Genomic DNA, 15,594 nt, shown 5'->3' on the forward strand with positions numbered 1-15,594 from the left:
GCGCGTGCCCCTTCGTGGGAGCTGCGCGCGGGGGGAGGCCCGGCGAGCATCAATCTTTCCCGAGGTTTGCGTTCAACTCTTCCCGGTATCTCACGAAGTCGCTCTCTTTGTTAGTGAATTTGGTGATTCTATGCGCCGGATCCGTCGTGACAAACCAGGTCCAATCACCCTTGGCCGGGTGGAGGGCCGCCATCAGCGCCTTCTCCCCGGGATTGGAGATCGGCCCCGGCGGCAGCCCGTGGTGCAGGTAGGTGTTGTACGGCGAGCGGAAGCGCGTGTCCTTGTTCGACAGCTTCAGCGTCCCCCGTCTGCCCTGCGCGTACATGACCGTGCTGTCGATCTCCAGCTTTCGCGGCGGGTGTGCGGACAGCCTGTTGTAGATGACGCGGGCGATCTTGGGGTAGTCCTCGTCCCTGCCGCCCTCCGCCTGGACGATGCTGGCGACGGTGACCGCCTCCAGCGGCGTGAGGTGCACCTCCGCGGCGCGCTTGACCAGGTCGACCTCGGTCGCGGCGGCGTCGAACCGCTCGACCATGGCGGCCAGCAGGTCGGCGGGCTTCTGGCCCGGCTCGACCTCGTAGGTGGCGGGGAAGAGGAAGCCCTCCAGCCCGGGAGCGTACTTGGGCAGTCCCACCAGGCTCTTGTCGACGGCCTGCAGGTCCTTCAGCGGCAGACCGGTCTGCTTGGCCAGGCGCGCCAGCGTCTCGCCCAGCCGCAGGCCCTCGGGTACGGTCACCCGTTTGACGATCCGCGAGGCCGGCGACAGCAGCAGGTCGAGGGCCATGCCCGCGGCCATGCCCTTGCGCAGGCGGTAACTCCCCGGCCGCAGGCGGTCGGCGACGGAACGATCCTCGGTGACGTTGACGAAGGACCGGGCGCTGGCCACGACCCCGGCCCGGGCCAGCAGGGTGCCGATGTCGCCCGCGCTGGCCCCTGGATTGATCTTGACGGTCACGGCCTCCGTGCCTGGCCCCTGGAAGTCCTCGGGGCTCAGGAACGGCTTGAGTATCGCGTAGGCGCCCCCGCCGAGCACGATGGCCGACGCCGCGGCCCCCGCGGCCAGGAACCCGGCCTTGCGGACCGCGGACCGTTTCTGCTCGGGCTTGTCGCCCGACCCCACCGCGCGCCCGCCTGAAGCACCGTCACCAGCGGGTTCGCCGACGTCACGCGGCGCCGAACCGCTGCGGTCCGACGCGGCCGGGGCGTCGTCGTCCGGCCGGGCGGGACCGGGCGGGTCCTCGTCGCGGTCGGGCGGGGTGATGGGAAAGGGGATCAGGTCGCCGAGCGAGTCGTCGTCGTGTTCCCTGGTCATGAGGCGGACCCGCCGTCCGCCCCTGCGGGCGGATCGACGGGTCTGCCTGGTGGTCTGTCGGTGGCGCGTTCGGCGTCCAGCGCGTCCTGCAGCAGCACCACGGCCGCCGCCTGGTCGACGACGCCGCGCTGCTTCTTGGCCTTGACGCCGCTGGCCCGCAGCCCCTGCTGGGCGGCCACGGTGGTGAGCCGTTCGTCGAACAGCCGCACCGGGGTCGGCGCCAGCCGTACCGCGAGGTCCTGGGCGAAGGCGCGGGCGATCGCGGCGGCCTGGCCCTCGCGGCCGGACAGCGACGTGGGCAGCCCCACGATCACCTCGATGGCCTCGTGCTCCCGGGCGATCTCGGCGATGCGGTCGAGATCGCCCTTGCCGCGCCGGACCGTCTCGACCGGCGTGGCCAGCAGCCCGGACGGGTCGCTGCGGGCCACGCCGATGCGGACGGAGCCGACGTCCACGCCGAGGCGTGAGCCGAACCTCATGTCAGCCGAGTTGCTCCGCGGTGGCCTGCTCGACCTGACGCAGCGCGTCGTCGATCGACTCCGGCCGCGTGCCGCCTCCCTGGGCCACATCGTCCTTGCCGCCACCGCCACCCCCAAGCGCCTTGGCGGCGACGCCGACCAGTCTCCCGGCCTTGAGCCCCCGCTCGCGCCCCGCCTCGTTCACCGCGGCAACGACCACGGGCCGGTCGGAGGGGACTCCGGCGATGACGATCACCGCCGGACGGTCGGCCGGGAACCTGCCACGCACGTCAAGCGCGAGCTTACGCAGATCGTCGGCTCCGGTGCCATCAGGCGCGCGGTATGTCACCAGGGAGACTCCCTGCAGGTCACGGGCCTGCGAGGCGAGTTCGCCGGCGATCTGGAGCACCTGCGCGGAGCGCAGCTTCTCCAGCTCCTTCTCCGCCGTGCGCAGCCGGGTGACGATGCCGTCGATGCGCTCGGGCAGTTCCTCGCGGCGCGTCTTGAGCTGCTCGGACACCTGGGCGACCAGCAGCGACTCGCGGGCCAGGAAGCGGAAGGCATCGAGCCCGACCAGCGCCTCGACGCGGCGCACGCCGGCGCCGACCGACTGCTCGCCGAGCACCTTGACCAGGCCGAGCTGGCCCGAGCTGTGCACGTGGGTGCCGCCGCACAGCTCGCGCGAGTAGTCGCCGATCTCGACCACGCGGACCTCGTCGCCGTACTTCTCGCCGAACATGGCCAGCGCGCCCATCGCGCGCGCCTCGGCCTGCGTGGTGTAGAAGGCGTTGACCTTCATGTCGTTGATCAGGACGGCGTTGACCTCGTCCTCGACGTCGCGCAGCACGCTGGGCGGGACCGCGCCGGCCGCGGTGAAGTCGAAGCGGAAGCGGCCGGGCGAGTTCTCCGAACCGGCCTGCGCCGCCGTCTCGCCCAGCGCGTTCTTGAAGCCGCGGTGGACCAGGTGGGTGGCGCTGTGGCTGCGCGAGATCGCGCGGCGGCGCTCGACGTCGACCTCGGCCTGCACCTCGTCGCCGATCTTGAGCTCGCCGGTGCGGATCTTGCCGCGGTGCACGATCAGGCCCTTGAGTGGCGACTGGACGTCGAGCACGTCGACCTCGGCGCCGGAGGCGTGCAGCACGCCCTGGTCGGCCAGCTGGCCACCGCCCTCGGCGTAGAAGGGCGTACGGCCGAGCACGACCTCGACCGTGGCGCCCACGCCCGCCACCGGGACGGAGACGCCGTCGACCAGGATGCCGATCACGCTGGAGTCGGCGGTCGTGGTGTCGTAGCCGAGGAAGTCGACCTTGCCCGCCCGCTCGAGCAGCTCGCCGAAGACGGAGATGTCGAGGTTGCCGGTCTTCTTGGCCGCCGCGTCGGCCTTGGCCGCCGCCTTCTGCTCGGCCATCAGCCGGCGGAAGCCCTCCTCGTCGACCTTGAGCCCCTGCTCGGCCGCCATCTCCAGGGTGAGGTCGATGGGGAAGCCGTAGGTGTCGTGCAGCTTGAAGGCCTGGTCACCGGACAGCGTGGTGCCGGACTTGCGCTTGGTCTCCTCGACGGCCACGTCGAAGATCGCGGTGCCGGTGCGGAGCGTGCCGAGGAAGGAGGCCTCCTCCGCGTCGATGACCGCGTGGATCTGCGGCGCGTCGGCCTTCAGCTCGGGGTAGGTCTCGCCCATCGCGTCGATGGTGGTCGCGGTCAGCTCGTGCATGTAGCGCTCGTCGCCCGAGCCGAGCAGGCGCAGGTTGCGGATGGAGCGGCGCAGGATGCGGCGCAGCACGTAGCCGCGGCCCTCGTTGCTGGGCGCGACGCCGTCGGCGACCAGCATGGTGCCGGTGCGGACGTGGTCGGCGATCACCCGGAGGCTGACGTCGGCGCGGTGCTCGCGACCGTAGCGGGTCTTGGTGAGCTCGGCCGCCTTGTCGAGGATCTTGTAGGTGGTGTCGATCTCGTAGAGGTTGTCGACGCCCTGCAGGATCGTCGCCATGCGCTCGAGGCCCATGCCGGTGTCGATGTTCTTGGCGGGCAGCTCGCCGGACACGTCGAAGTCGACCTTCGAGCGCACCGCGCTGAGCTGGTACTGCATGAAGACGTTGTTCCAGACCTCGAGGTAGCGGTCCTCGTCGGCGATCGGCCCGCCGTCCCTGCCGTATTCAGGGCCGCGGTCGTAGTAGATCTCGGAACAGGGCCCGCCGGGACCGGGCACGCCCATGTGCCAGTAGTTGTCCTCCAGGCCGCGGCGCTGGATGCGGTCGGCGGGGACGCCGACCTTGCGCCAGATGTCGATCGCCTCGTCGTCGTCGAGGTAGACCGTCACCCACAGCTTCTCCTCGGGGAAGCCGAACCCGCCCTCGGACTCCGACCTGGTCAGCAGCTCCCAGGCGAAGGGGATCGCCGACTCCTTGAAGTAGTCGCCGATGGAGAAGTTGCCGAGCATCTGGAAGAAGGTGGCGTGCCTGGTGGTCTTGCCCACCTCTTCGATGTCGGGCGTCCTGACGCACTTCTGCACGCTTGCCAGCCGGGCCGCCGGAGGCTTGCGCTGCCCCAGGAAGTACGGCTTGAAGGGCACCATACCCGCGTTGACCAGGAGTAGCGTTGGGTCCTCTGCGATCAGGCTGGCCGAGGGCACGATCTTGTGCCCACGCTCCTCGAAGAAGCGCAGGAAGCGGCGGGCGATCTCTGCCGACTCCATGGTGGCCATCCTTTGCGTTAGTTGTTGTCGTCAGCGTTGTCGAGCCCGAAGCGGGCCCGCAACTCCATTTCGCGGTCGGCGGCCTCGCCGAGCGCGTCAGAGGTAAAGTCTCTCACCTGTGCGAGCACGCCTGTCGCCCTGTGCACGGTACGGCGGGCCACATGGTTGGGGTGGAGCGCCTGCAACCGACGCACCACCCACAGCGTGAGCAGGGCTCCGAGCGAGATGTAGAACAGCCGCCGGATCATGGCCTGCGCCTGGCCTTGCGGGGACGCCGGGCCTCGATGGCGCGGCGCACGCCGTACCCGAGGGACGAGACCTTGATCAGCGGGCCGGTGAAGATCGTCTGGGTGACCCCGCTGAGCTTGGCGGCGTGACCGCTGACCTGCTTGACGTCCTTGGCGATGGCCTCGACGGTGACGAGCTGCCTGTTGGTCTCGTTGACGGTGACGCTCACGTCGTCGAGCAGCGGCACCATGCGCTCGGCCAGCTCGGAGACCGCCTTGGTGGTCTCGGTGAGCAGCCTGGCGAGCTTGACGAGCACCATGGCGAGAACGCACACCAGGACCACCCAGCCTGTGGCCGCGATCAGCCCGGCGACCTCTCCAGCGGTAAGCATCCGCTCATCTCCCTCGTACGCTGGGCCGGAACGCCAAGAACCCTATCGCGTCCGGCCCGCGCCGATGGTCATCCCGTGCCGGCGCGCGGCAAATCCACGCGTCGGGCCGCGACCAGCTCCCCCTTCCTGTATCCCTCCAGGAGCAGCGTTCCCGCGGCGGGGGCGGGGAAGGTGACCTGACCGTCGGCCACGTCCTTCGAGGCGTGCGGGCGGCCGTCGGCGTACACGTCGAGCCGGTCGAGCCCGGCGACGGTGAGCGTGACGGTCCCGCCGGCGACCGAGTCGAGGTCGAGCCTGCGCCGTTCGAGGCGGGCCAGGAGCTGTCCCGCGTGTTCGATCAGGTCGGCGTTGCCGGCGAGCACGTCGCGCCTGGTGAGCAGGTGCCCTTCGTCGGCGCGCACGCCGAGTTCCTCGACCGGGGTCCCGGCCGACAGGCCGACGCGCAGCGTGCGGCGGATGGCCACGCGCATGACCGTCCCGCCGGGCAGCGACCGGTAGGGCGATTCCTCCCCGGGCTCGGGGTCCATGAACGAGGTGAGCAGTTGGTGGGGCCAGACGTTGGCGCCGCCCGCGCCGGTGACGTCGTCGGTGCCGAGGATCGGGCCGATGTCATGGTCCTTGAACCCGGCGGCGAAGATGTCGGTGGCCGAGTAGCAGCGGGCGTCGGTGATCAGCACGACGGGCCCGTGGTAGAGCTGGCCGCGGTCGTTGGCGATCTCCGGCTTGGTGAGGGGGAAGGCGGCGGAGAAGGTGCTGCCGGTCTCCAGCGCCTGCGCCATCGACGGCCGCCACGGCTCGAGGCCGTCCACCCTGTCGCAGATGAGCTTGTTGAGCGGGGTGGCGATGAACTGGATGGGTTCCGGCTCGACGCGGCGGGGGGTGAGCATCTGCAGCAGCGATTCCGCGCCGGGCCCCGAGCCGCCGCCGTTGCCGCGCACGTCGATGATGAGGCCGTTCTGCGGCAGCAACTGGATGAGGCGGGCGAACTCGTCGACGAAGCCGGGCGCGTTGCGGGTGAAGAAGCTCCAGATCCGCAGGTGGCCGAACTCGCCCGCGGCCGTGGTGACGCTCCTGGCCTTGAAGAAGGTCTTGAACTCGGGGATCACCTCGATCCCCGAGGCGTCCTCACCGGCGAACAGTTCGGCCTTGACGCCGCCCAGGACGGCGCCGTGCAGGTCGTAGGCGAGGGTGAGGGTCGCCTCGTCGAGGATGTCGGGGTCGGGCAGCGGCGGGTTCTCCGCGACCCGCCAGATCTCGCTCATGGTCCGCGGGTGCCCGTCGGCGGCGCGGTAGCGGATCGTGACGATCTCCTCGTCCGGCGGCAGGTGCCTCAGCAGCGGCCTGAGCGTGAGCGTCTCCAGCCCGCGGGCGAAGCGGGCGGCGGCGTTGCTGCCGGCGTACTTGGCGGCGTTGAGGCGGATGGCCCGCTCGATGGGGATGTCGTTCCAGTGGGTGACCTCGACGCCCGGCCTGAAGCCCTCGGGCGGCGTGTAGCCGTTGGCCAGGGCGGTCACCAGGTAGTGCGCGTCCTCCTGCTCGAAGGACTCCTCGATGAGGAACGGCAGGTAGGCGGTCACCCCGCCGTAGGGGTTGGGGACGAAGTAGTTGGTGTGCAGGTCGCGGAGCGAGGAGAAGATCTCCAGCAGCTCGGCGTGGAAGTCCCGTTCGGGGACCATGTCCTGGGTGCTCATGCGCGCGAGCATCACGCGCAGCCGCTGCAGCGGGTTGATGCCGTGCATGGCGGCCTTGAGCGGCAGGTGGACGTAGTTCTGCTCCAGCATGAGCAGGGCCTGGCCGACGATGAGCCTGCGCTCGGCGAGGCTCAGCACATCTTGCGCCTTGGCCAGGAAGTCGGCCAGCGGCCGGTCCTGTGTGGCTTCTGTCATGCCCCCACGGTTGGCCCGCCAGGGCGGGGCGGCAAGAGTAACCCCCTACTCATGCCGGGCAGGATCAGTACGGCAGGCGGGCGAAGGCGCGCACCGCCACCGGCCCGGCGAGGTCGCCCACCGGTGGCGCGGCGGTGAACCTGGCGCCGAGCGGCGGCAGGTCGTCCAGCGCCGTGAGAGCCTCGACGACCGGTATCCCCGCGGCGGTCAGCGCGGAGCCGGCGAAAAGCGCGTCGACGCCCACCAGGGCCGTCTCCTGGCCGGCCAGCCAGGCCTGCGCCTCGTCCGTGAGCGCCCGCCCGTCGGCCTCCAGCAGCACGGCCCGGCCCCGCACGTCGAAGGCGGCCAGCGCGCCCACCCCGATCTCCGTGCCGCGGGCCCCGCCCAGGCGGACGACCACGGCGGGCAGGTCCACGGCGCGGACCAGCTCGAGCCCGCCCGCGGGCAGGTGGACGCGGGTGGCGGGGGTGGTGAGGTCGACCAGGCGGCCGCCGCCGGTGACCGGCGCGCCCGCCGAGTCGGAGGGGCCGCCGCGGGTGCCCTTGTGCGGCTCGGCGAAGACCTCCACGCCGGACAGGACGACCTCGTCGGTCATCAGCAGCCCGAGCGAGGCCACGAACAGCGCGGCGATCTCCTCACGGGTCGCCTGCGCCGAGGGCAGGTCGACGCGGAAGCCGTGCACGCTCAGGTCGCCGCCGTTGGAGAAGGTGATCACGGCGTCGAAGCTGGCGCGGTAGTCGGTCACCCGTCTCCTCGCAGGAAGTCGCGGATCTTGGCCCAGCGCTCGGCGACGGGCGCCTCGGCGCCGTGCGTGGTCGGCTCGTAGTAGCGGCGCTGGCGCACCTGCTCGGGCGCGTAGTCCTGGCGGACGAGGCCGTGGTCGTAGTCGTGCGGGTACTTGTAGTCCTCGCCGTGGCCGAGCTTGGCCGCGCCCGGGTAGTGGGCGTCGCGCAGATGCCCCGGCACCTGGCCGATCAGGCCCTTGCGCACGTCGCCGATCGCGGCGCCGATGGCCTTGACGACGGCGTTGGACTTGGGCGCGAGCGAGCAGTGGATGACGGCGTGCGCCAGGTTGATCTGCCCCTCGGGGAGGCCGATGAGCTGCACGGCCTGTGCGGTGGCCACGGCGGTCTGCAGGCAGGTGGGGTCGGCCATGCCGACGTCTTCCGAGGCGAAGATGACGATGCGGCGGGCGATGAAGCGCGGGTCCTCCCCCGCTTCGATCATGCGCGCCAGGTAGTGCAGCGCGGCGTCGGCGTCCGAGCCGCGCATCGACTTGATGAAGGCGCTGATCACGTCGTAGTGCTGGTCGCCCTGCCGGTCGTAGCGGACCGCGGCCTTGTCGACGGCCTTCTCCACCACCTCAACGGTGATGTCGTCGGCCAGCAGGGCGGCGGCCTCCAGGTAGGTGAGCGATCGGCGGGCGTCGCCGCCGGCCAGCCGTACGAGATGGTCGAGGGCCTCGTCGGCGACGGCGGCGCGGCCGTCGAGCCCGCGGTCGGAGGTGACGGCGCGCGTGAGCACGGCGCGGATGTCGTCGTCGGTGAGCGACTCCAGCGTCAGCAGCAGCGAGCGTGACAGCAGCGGCGAGATCACCGAGAAGAACGGGTTCTCCGTGGTGGCGCCGATGAAGGTGACCCAGCGGTTCTCCACGGCGGGCAGCAGCGCGTCCTGCTGCGCCTTGTTGAAGCGGTGCACCTCGTCGACGAACAGCACGGTCTGGCGGCCGGTCATGCCCAGCTCGCGGCGGGCGTTGTCGATGGCGGCGCGCACGTCCTTGACCCCGGCGGAGACGGCGGAGATCTCGACGAAGCGGCGTTTGGTGACGTTGGAGACCACGTAGGCCAGCGTGGTCTTGCCGGTGCCCGGCGGGCCCCACAGGAACAGCGACATGGGGGCTTCGCTCTCCACGAGCCTGCGCAGCGGCGTGCCCGGTCCGAGCAGGTGTCGCTGGCCGATCACCTCGTCGAGGGTGCGCGGGCGCATCCTGACGGCCAGCGGCTGCGGGGTGGCCTCCTCAGCCGCCGAATCGAACAGACTCTCCACAACGCGAGATTACACGCCCCATACGGCTCTCGCTCCCGAGTCACCCGCGCGGAAGCAGTAGTAGCCGACGACCACGGCCAGCACCACCGTCACCGCGGAAAGCGCCAGCGTGGCAGGCCTGCCGAAGCGGTCGCGCATCGAGCCGCGCGACGGCTTGGTCGCGTACACCAGCACCAGGCCGGCCGCGCCGAGGCCGACGGCCGACAGCAGCAGCGGGTTGGCGAAGCTCTGGTGGGTGTCGAGCTTGGCGGCCAGCACGCCGTCGACCGAGCCGAAGCGCGCTTGTTTGAGACGCTCGCCGGTCTCCTTGGCCACGAAGACCGCGCCGGGCGCGACCACGGACAGGACCACCACGGCCCAGGCCAGGAAGGCCCGCCATCGCGCGAACAGGGCGTAGGCCACGTCCACCGCGACGAGCAACGGTGTCAGCACGACGGCGAAGTGGATGATCAAGGGGTGGGCCGGCAGGCCGAGGATCTGGTCGAACATGGCGCGCTCCTACGAAGTACTCATTTCAACTACGAATCACAGCACGAGAAGGTTCGCGATCACGCCGGGTCCCAGTGGGCCGATTCCGTCACTTACGTCCGACACATATGGAGGGCCGGTAGCATTCCGGAAGTTGTTTGGTCATATGTCGGCAAACATGGAGGACATACCGGTGAGCGGCGACGATCGCCAGAGCGAGCTGGCGCGCGAGCACAAGGCGCGGCAGGAGAAGCGCGCCGCGGAGGAGAACACCAAGGGGCGGCGCAACACCTTCATCGGCGCCGGCGTCGCCGTCGTGGTCGTGGCCGCCGGCATCTTCGCGGCCACGACGTTGACCAAGAAGGACGACGCGCAGAAGACCGCGGCCGAGAGCTCGCCGTCCGCCTCGCCGTCCGCCTCGGCCTCGGCTTCCCCCACGGACCTGCCGACAGAGCCGCCGAAGAAGACGGGCCCGGTGAGCTGCACCTACGCGCGGGACAAGAACAGCCTGCAGAAGTTCGTGGGCATGCCGCCGAAGAAGGCGAACATCAAGTTCAAGAAGTGGACGATCAACACCAACCGCGGCACCATCGTCGTCGACCTGATGCCGGACGCGGCTCCGTGCTCGATCAACTCCCTGGCCTTCCTCAACAGCAAGAAGTTCTACGACAACCAGAAGTGCTACCGCCTGGTCACTCCGGCCGTCTCCCCCGTGCACCTGCTGCAGTGCGGTGACCCGCTGGCCAAGGCCGACGGCGTGCGCGCCGAGGACGGCACGGGTACCTCGGGCTACACCTTCCCCGACGAGAACGGCGACATCCCGCTCGGCAAGGGCGTGGTGTTCCTGACCCAGCCGGGCGAGGACAAGAACCTGAGCAACAGCAACTTCGCCTTCTCCCTGTCGGACCAGAACACCCAGATCCAGGGCCCGTTCAACGTGGTCGGCATGGTCAGCCAGGGCATGGACATCCTGCTCAACCTGGCGCCCACCGAGGCCGACCTGATCGTCAACAAAGAGGACCTGGCCAACGACGGCGGCGCCACCGCGCCGCGCAAGCCCGTCATCATCAAATCGATGTCCTTCAAGTGATTCACGTCACAATCGGCTGATCGGCCGCTCCCCGGGGACAGAGTGGGTCTTGAACCCCGGTTTTGAACCCCGACGAGGAGCGGCCGATGACTGCTGAGACCCTGCCTTTCGAGTTCTTCTTCTCTCCCGAGTTCAGCACCGACCCGTACGCGATCTACGCGGATCTGCGCGCCAAGGGCCCGGTGCACGCGATCGACTTCCCGCCGGGCGCGAGCTCCTACGTGATCGTGGACTACGAGCACGGCAGGGCGGCGCTGAACGATCCGCGGCTGTCGAAGAGCCTGGCCAGCGGGCCCGACTGGTTCCGCGAGATGATGCTCAAGAACGACGCGGTGCTGGCCGACAACATGCTGATGACCGACCCGCCCGACCACACCCGGCTGCGGAAGGTCATCTCCAAGGCGTTCACGCCGCGCCGCGTCGAGGAACTGCGGCCCCGGGTGGAGCAGATCACCGCCGAGCTCGTCGACGCCATGGCCGAGAAGGGCGAGGCGGACCTGATCGCGGACTTCGCGTTTCCGCTTCCGATCATCGTGATCTGCGAGCTGCTCGGCATCCCCGCCGAGGACCGCGACCTGTTCAGAGACTGGTCAGGCGCGCTGCTGGTGCCCGCGCTCGACGAGGAGGCCGTCGCGGTGCGCGAGCGGGCCAGCCTGGCCCTGCGCGACTACTTCGGCGCGCTCATCGCCGAGCGCCGCGCCACCCCCACGGACGACCTGGTCGGCGTGCTGGTGGCCAGCCCCGAGATGAACGAGAAGGAGCTGCTGTCGACGCTGGTGCTGCTGATGATCGCCGGCCACGAGACGACCGTGAACCTCATCGGCAACGGCACCCTGGCGCTGCTGCGCAACCCCGACCAGCTCGAGCTGCTGAAGAAGCGTCCCGAGCTGATGCAGAGCGCGGTTGAGGAGTTCCTGCGCTACGACGCGCCGGTCGAGCGCGCCACGTTCCGGGTCGCGCTCGAGGACCTCGAGATCGGCGGCACGCTGATCCCGCAGGGGTCGTTCGTGAACGTGTCCATCGGTGCCGCGGGGCGCGACCCGCAGGCCTTCGACGGGCCGGAACGGCTCGACATCACCCGCTCCGACAACCGGCACGTGGCCTTCGGGCACGGCATCCACTTCTGCCTGGGCGCGCCGCTGGCCCGCATGGAGGGCCAGATCGCCTTCACCACGCTGCTCGAGCGGCTGCCCGGCATCGAGCTGGCCTGCGACGTGAAGGAGCTCAGCTGGCGCTTCAGCGGCGCGATCGTGCGCTCGCTGTCGGCTCTGCCGGTCCGTTTCTGAGCCCGAGGTACGGCAAGCGGGCAGCGGGCCCGCTTGCCGTACGGAGAAGCGCTACTCCTTGGGCTTGGCGTCGACGCCGGCTTCCTTGCGCTGCTCGGCCGTGATCGCCGTGGGCGCGCCCGTCAGCGGGTCGAAGCCGGAGGCGGTCTTCGGGAAGGCGATCACGTCGCGGATCGAGTCGCCGCCGGACAGCAGCATGCAGATCCGGTCCCAGCCGTAGGCGATGCCGCCGTGCGGGGGCGGGCCGTACTTGAACGCCTCGAGCAGGAAGCCGAACTTGGACTCGGCCTCCTCCTTGGAGATGCCCAGCACGTCGAAGACCCGCTGCTGCATCTCGGCGCGGTGGATACGGATCGAGCCGCCGCCGATCTCCATGCCGTTGCAGACCATGTCGTAGGCGTAGGCCAGCGCCTCGCCCGGGTGGTCCTGGAAGGTGTCGGCGAATTCCGGCTTGGGGCCGGTGAACGGGTGGTGGACGGCGGTCCAGCCGATCTCGCGGCCGACGTCGTCGTGCACGGGCTCGAACATGGGCGCGTCGACCACCCAGAGGAACTCCCACCTCGACTCGTCGATCAGGCCGCAGCGGTGGCCGATCTCCAGGCGGGCCGCGCCGAGCAGCTCGCGCGAGGCGTGCGTCAGGCCGGCCGCGAAGAAGACGGCGTCGCCCGGCTTGGCGCCGACCTTGTCGGCCAGGCCGGAAAGCTCCGTCTCCGACAGGTTCTTGGCCACCGGGCCGCCGAGCGTGCCGTCCTCCTGGACCAGCACGTAGGCCAGGCCGCGGGCGCCGCGCGAGCGCGCCCACTCCTGCCAGCCGTCGAGCTCCTTGCGGGTCTGCACGGCGCCGCCCGGCATGACGACCGCGCCGACGTACTCGGCCTGGAAGACGCGGAAGCTCGTCTGGGCGAAGTAGTCGGTCATCTCGACCAGCTCCTGGCCGAAGCGCAGGTCGGGCTTGTCGGAGCCGAAGCGGGCCATCGCGTCGGCGTAGGTCATGCGCGGCAGCGGCGTCGGGATCTCGTAGCCGAGCACGTCCTTCCAGACGCGGCCGATCAGCTTCTCGCCGACCGCGATGACGTCCTCCTGGTCGATGAAGGACATCTCGATGTCGATCTGGGTGAACTCCGGCTGCCGGTCGGCCCGCAGGTCCTCGTCGCGGTAGCACTTGGCCAGCTGGTAGTAGCGCTCGAGGCCGGCCACCTGCAGCAGCTGCTTGAACAGCTGCGGCGACTGCGGCAGCGCGTACCAGTTGCCCGGCTGCAGCCGCACCGGCACCAGGAAGTCGCGCGCGCCCTCGGGCGTGGAGCGGGTCAGCGTCGGCGTCTCGACGTAGACGAAGCCGAGCTCGTGCATCACCTCGTTGGCCAGGTAGGTCGCCTTGGAGCGCACCCGCATCGCGTTGGCCACCTGCTGGCGCCGGATGTCCAGGTAGCGGTACTTGAGGCGGGCCTCCTCCGACACGCCCACGTTGCCCTCGATCGGGAACGGCAGCGGCGCCGACTCGCTGAGCACCTCGACCTGGTCGGCCACGACCTCGATCGCGCCGGTCGGCAGCTCGGGGTTCTCGTTGCCCTCGGGCCTGCGCCTGACCTGGCCGACCACCTTCACGCAGTACTCGCTGCGCAGGCCGTGCGCGTCGTCCTCCTCGCGGAAGACGACTTGCGCCGAGCCGGAGGCGTCACGCAGGTCGATGAAGACCACCCCGCCGTGGTCACGGCGCCTGGCCACCCATCCCGCGAGCGTCACCTGCTGGCCGGCGTGCTCCTCGCGGAGCTCGCCGGCGTTGTGCGTGCGAATCACTGCACTTTCCCTTTCAAAACGTCCACGACCGAGTCCAGCGGCACCTCGGTCTGCTCAGCGGTGGTCAGGTCCTTCAGCTGTACGGCTCGCGCCGCCAGGTCACGCTCGCCCAGGATCAGCGCGAACCGGGCACCGGAACGGTCGGCGCCCTTCATCGCGCCCTTCAGCCCCTTGCCGCCGAAGGACATGTCGGCGCTGACCCCGGCCCGGCGGAGCTCGTCCACGAGCAGGAACATCCGCCGGCGCGCGTCGTCACCCAGCGGGACACCGTACACCTCGACGCGCGCGGCCGTGGCAGGCTGGACGCCTTCGCGCTCCAGCGCGATGACCGTGCGGTCGAGCCCGAGCCCGAAGCCGATGCCGGGCAGCGCGGGCCCGCCGATCGCCTCCGACAGGCCGTCGTAGCGCCCGCCGCCGCCGATGCCCGACTGGGCGCCCAGCAGCGGGTGGTCGAACTCGAAGGTGGTGCGGGTGTAGTAGTCGAGCCCGCGCACCAGCCTGGGCGCGTCCTCCCACGCGATCGACAGGTCGGCCAGCAGCTGCTTGACCGTGTCGTGGTAGGTCTTGCAGTCGGCGCACAGGTGGTCGGCGATCAGCGGCGCGCCCTCGAGCTGCGCGCGCACCTCGGGCCGCTTGTCGTCGAGCACCCGCAGCGGGTTGATCTCGATGCGCTCCCTGGTGGCGGCGTCGAGGTCGAGCGCGCGCAGGAACTCCTGCAGCCGGGCGCGGTAGATCGGGCGGCACTCCTTGCAGCCCAGCGAGTTCAGCAGCAGCCGCACCTGGGTCAGGCCGAGGTCCTGGTACCAGCGCCAGGCCACCGCGATCGTCTCGGCGTCGACGGCCGGGTCCTCGCTGCCGATCGCCTCCAGGTCCAGCTGGTAGAACTGGCGGTAGCGGCCCTCCTGGGGCGCCTCGGCGCGGAAGACGGGCCCGTCGGTCCACACCTTGACCGGCAGCTGACCGCGGTGCAGGCCGTACTCGAGCACCGCGCGCAGGACCCCGGCGGTGAACTCGGGGCGCAGCGTCAGCGAGCGTCCGCCGCGGTCGGTGAAGGTGTACATCTCCTTGCTGACGACGTCGGTGGACTCGCCGACGCCGCGGGCGAACAGCTGGGTGTCCTCGAAGACGGCGGTCTCCAGGTAGGCGTAGCCCGCCCGGCCGGCCGCGTCGGCGAAGGCACGGCGGATGGCGTAGAAGGTCGCCGCCTGCGGCGGCACGTACTCCTTGACGCCCTTGGGTGCTTGGAAGCTCATTACATCCCTCGTATGGGACCGGCGTGCGGCGCGGCCTCTTTCAGGTACGGGTTCGTGGCGCGCTCGCGGCCGATCGTGGTCTGCGGTCCGTGGCCCGGCAGCACGACCGTCTCGTCCGGCAGCGGCAGGCACTTGGTGGCCAGGCTGCGCAGGATCGTCGGGTAGTCGCCTCCGGGCAGGTCTGTGCGGCCTATGGAGCCGGCGAACAGCAGGTCGCCCGAGAACATGATCTCGTCTTCCGGCAGCCTGAAGCTCACCGACCCCCTGGTATGGCCAGGAGTGTGGTCGACCACGAGCTCCAGCCCTGCCAGGCGCAGCACGGCGCCGTCGGACAGCTCCCGCACGTCGTCGGGCTCGGTCAGCTTGAGATCGCCGAAGATCGGAGCCCCGATGCCTTTGGTGGGGTCGCTGAGCATCTCACGGTCGTCGGGGTGGATCCACGCGGGGATGTCGCGCGCACCGCAGACCGGGGCGACGGACCACACGTGATCGAGGTGACCGTGCGTGAGCGCGACGGCCACCGGCTTGAGCCGGTGCTCGCGCAGCAACTCGTCCACACCCGCGACGGCGTCCTGACCTGGGTCGACGATCACGCATTCCTCACCCGCGGCGGGCGCGACGACGTAACAATTGGTCTGGAACGCCCCTGCGGGGAAGCCGGCGATGAGCATCTGCCTCAGGTGATCT

Annotated in this window: 14 protein-coding genes; 2 read left to right on the forward strand and 12 right to left on the reverse strand. The window is 70.3% G+C overall.

Annotated features, from left to right (window positions below; genetic code table 11):
* Nucleotides 1-49: 49 nt before the first annotated feature.
* From mltG to KIK09_RS53710, 9 genes are all read right to left on the reverse strand, one after another.
* Nucleotides 50-1,312 (reverse strand): endolytic transglycosylase MltG, encoded by a 1,263-nt coding sequence (mltG, locus tag KIK09_RS53670; protein ID WP_214327361.1) that lies wholly within the window; start codon nucleotides 1,310-1,312, stop codon nucleotides 50-52.
* The gene (ruvX, locus tag KIK09_RS53675; RefSeq protein ID WP_214327362.1) at nucleotides 1,309-1,791 is read right to left on the reverse strand and encodes a Holliday junction resolvase RuvX; all 483 of its coding nucleotides are present in this window, start codon (nucleotides 1,789-1,791) and stop codon (nucleotides 1,309-1,311) included. Before ruvX ends, mltG begins: the two co-directional genes overlap by 4 nt.
* Nucleotide 1,792: 1 nt before the next feature.
* On the reverse strand, nucleotides 1,793-4,462 hold the full coding sequence (gene alaS / locus KIK09_RS53680; RefSeq protein WP_214327363.1) for an alanine--tRNA ligase: 2,670 nt from the start codon (nucleotides 4,460-4,462) through the stop codon (nucleotides 1,793-1,795).
* 17 nt (nucleotides 4,463-4,479) lie between these two features.
* On the reverse strand, nucleotides 4,480-4,710 hold the full coding sequence (locus KIK09_RS53685; RefSeq protein WP_214327364.1) for a hypothetical protein: 231 nt from the start codon (nucleotides 4,708-4,710) through the stop codon (nucleotides 4,480-4,482).
* Nucleotides 4,707-5,081 (reverse strand): DUF948 domain-containing protein, encoded by a 375-nt coding sequence (locus KIK09_RS53690; RefSeq protein WP_214327365.1) that lies wholly within the window; start codon nucleotides 5,079-5,081, stop codon nucleotides 4,707-4,709. Before KIK09_RS53690 ends, KIK09_RS53685 begins: the two co-directional genes overlap by 4 nt.
* Nucleotides 5,082-5,149: 68 nt before the next feature.
* On the reverse strand, nucleotides 5,150-6,967 hold the full coding sequence (locus tag KIK09_RS53695; protein ID WP_214327366.1) for a S41 family peptidase: 1,818 nt from the start codon (nucleotides 6,965-6,967) through the stop codon (nucleotides 5,150-5,152).
* A 64-nt stretch (nucleotides 6,968-7,031) separates the two neighbouring features.
* Nucleotides 7,032-7,712, reverse strand: a complete 681-nt coding sequence (locus KIK09_RS53700; protein ID WP_214327367.1) for a cyclase family protein — start codon at nucleotides 7,710-7,712, stop codon at nucleotides 7,032-7,034.
* Nucleotides 7,709-8,953, reverse strand: a complete 1,245-nt coding sequence (locus tag KIK09_RS53705; RefSeq protein ID WP_250575317.1) for a replication-associated recombination protein A — start codon at nucleotides 8,951-8,953, stop codon at nucleotides 7,709-7,711. The genes KIK09_RS53700 and KIK09_RS53705 overlap by 4 nt, the downstream gene beginning before the upstream one ends.
* A gap of 69 nt (nucleotides 8,954-9,022) precedes the next feature.
* Nucleotides 9,023-9,502 carry a DUF2231 domain-containing protein gene (locus KIK09_RS53710; protein WP_214327369.1) on the reverse strand — a complete coding sequence of 160 codons (480 nt, stop codon included), beginning with the start codon at nucleotides 9,500-9,502 and terminating at the stop codon, nucleotides 9,023-9,025.
* A 172-nt stretch (nucleotides 9,503-9,674) separates the two neighbouring features.
* Between KIK09_RS53710 and KIK09_RS53715 the strand changes: the two genes are divergently transcribed.
* Nucleotides 9,675-10,571: a peptidylprolyl isomerase gene (locus tag KIK09_RS53715; protein WP_214327370.1), complete on the forward strand. Its 897-nt coding sequence runs from the start codon at nucleotides 9,675-9,677 to the stop codon at nucleotides 10,569-10,571.
* Nucleotides 10,572-10,657: 86 nt separating this feature from the next.
* Complete coding sequence (locus KIK09_RS53720) at nucleotides 10,658-11,857, forward strand: cytochrome P450 family protein (RefSeq protein WP_214327371.1); 1,200 nt, start codon at nucleotides 10,658-10,660, stop codon at nucleotides 11,855-11,857.
* Nucleotides 11,858-11,908: 51 nt separating this feature from the next.
* Here KIK09_RS53720 and aspS read toward each other — a convergent pair whose 3' ends face one another.
* Genes aspS through KIK09_RS53735 form a run of 3 tightly spaced genes read right to left on the reverse strand, consistent with a single transcriptional unit; the run spans nucleotide 11,909 to nucleotide 15,578 of the window.
* Nucleotides 11,909-13,654, reverse strand: coding sequence for an aspartate--tRNA ligase (gene aspS, locus KIK09_RS53725; RefSeq protein ID WP_214327372.1), 1,746 nt, complete (start codon nucleotides 13,652-13,654; stop codon nucleotides 11,909-11,911).
* On the reverse strand, nucleotides 13,651-14,907 hold the full coding sequence (gene hisS / locus KIK09_RS53730; protein WP_214327373.1) for a histidine--tRNA ligase: 1,257 nt from the start codon (nucleotides 14,905-14,907) through the stop codon (nucleotides 13,651-13,653). Before hisS ends, aspS begins: the two co-directional genes overlap by 4 nt.
* A complete protein-coding gene (locus KIK09_RS53735) occupies nucleotides 14,907-15,578 on the reverse strand; it encodes an MBL fold metallo-hydrolase (protein WP_214327374.1) in 672 nt (223 codons plus the stop codon). The genes hisS and KIK09_RS53735 overlap by 1 nt, the downstream gene beginning before the upstream one ends.
* Between the last annotated feature and the right edge of the window lie 16 nt (nucleotides 15,579-15,594).

It is taken from the genome of Nonomuraea sediminis, assembly GCF_018531495.1.
Taxonomy (GTDB): domain Bacteria; phylum Actinomycetota; class Actinomycetes; order Streptosporangiales; family Streptosporangiaceae; genus Nonomuraea; species Nonomuraea sediminis.

Excerpts from the sequence above, each read along its gene's own strand:
- ruvX (WP_214327362.1), bottom strand. The coding sequence starts at position 1,791 with ATGAGGTTCGGCTCACGCCTCGGCGTGGACGTCGGCTCCGTCCGCATC.
- KIK09_RS53710 (WP_214327369.1), bottom strand. The coding sequence starts at position 9,502 with ATGTTCGACCAGATCCTCGGCCTGCCGGCCCACCCCTTGATCATCCAC.
- KIK09_RS53685 (WP_214327364.1), bottom strand. The coding sequence starts at position 4,710 with ATGATCCGGCGGCTGTTCTACATCTCGCTCGGAGCCCTGCTCACGCTG.
- KIK09_RS53705 (WP_250575317.1), bottom strand. The coding sequence starts at position 8,953 with ATGCGCCCGCGCACCCTCGACGAGGTGATCGGCCAGCGACACCTGCTC.
- hisS (WP_214327373.1), bottom strand. The coding sequence starts at position 14,907 with ATGAGCTTCCAAGCACCCAAGGGCGTCAAGGAGTACGTGCCGCCGCAG.
- alaS (WP_214327363.1), bottom strand. The coding sequence starts at position 4,462 with ATGGAGTCGGCAGAGATCGCCCGCCGCTTCCTGCGCTTCTTCGAGGAG.
- KIK09_RS53720 (WP_214327371.1), top strand. The coding sequence starts at position 10,658 with ATGACTGCTGAGACCCTGCCTTTCGAGTTCTTCTTCTCTCCCGAGTTC.
- KIK09_RS53690 (WP_214327365.1), bottom strand. The coding sequence starts at position 5,081 with ATGCTTACCGCTGGAGAGGTCGCCGGGCTGATCGCGGCCACAGGCTGG.
- mltG (WP_214327361.1), bottom strand. The coding sequence starts at position 1,312 with ATGACCAGGGAACACGACGACGACTCGCTCGGCGACCTGATCCCCTTT.
- KIK09_RS53735 (WP_214327374.1), bottom strand. The coding sequence starts at position 15,578 with ATGCTCATCGCCGGCTTCCCCGCAGGGGCGTTCCAGACCAATTGTTAC.
- KIK09_RS53695 (WP_214327366.1), bottom strand. The coding sequence starts at position 6,967 with ATGACAGAAGCCACACAGGACCGGCCGCTGGCCGACTTCCTGGCCAAG.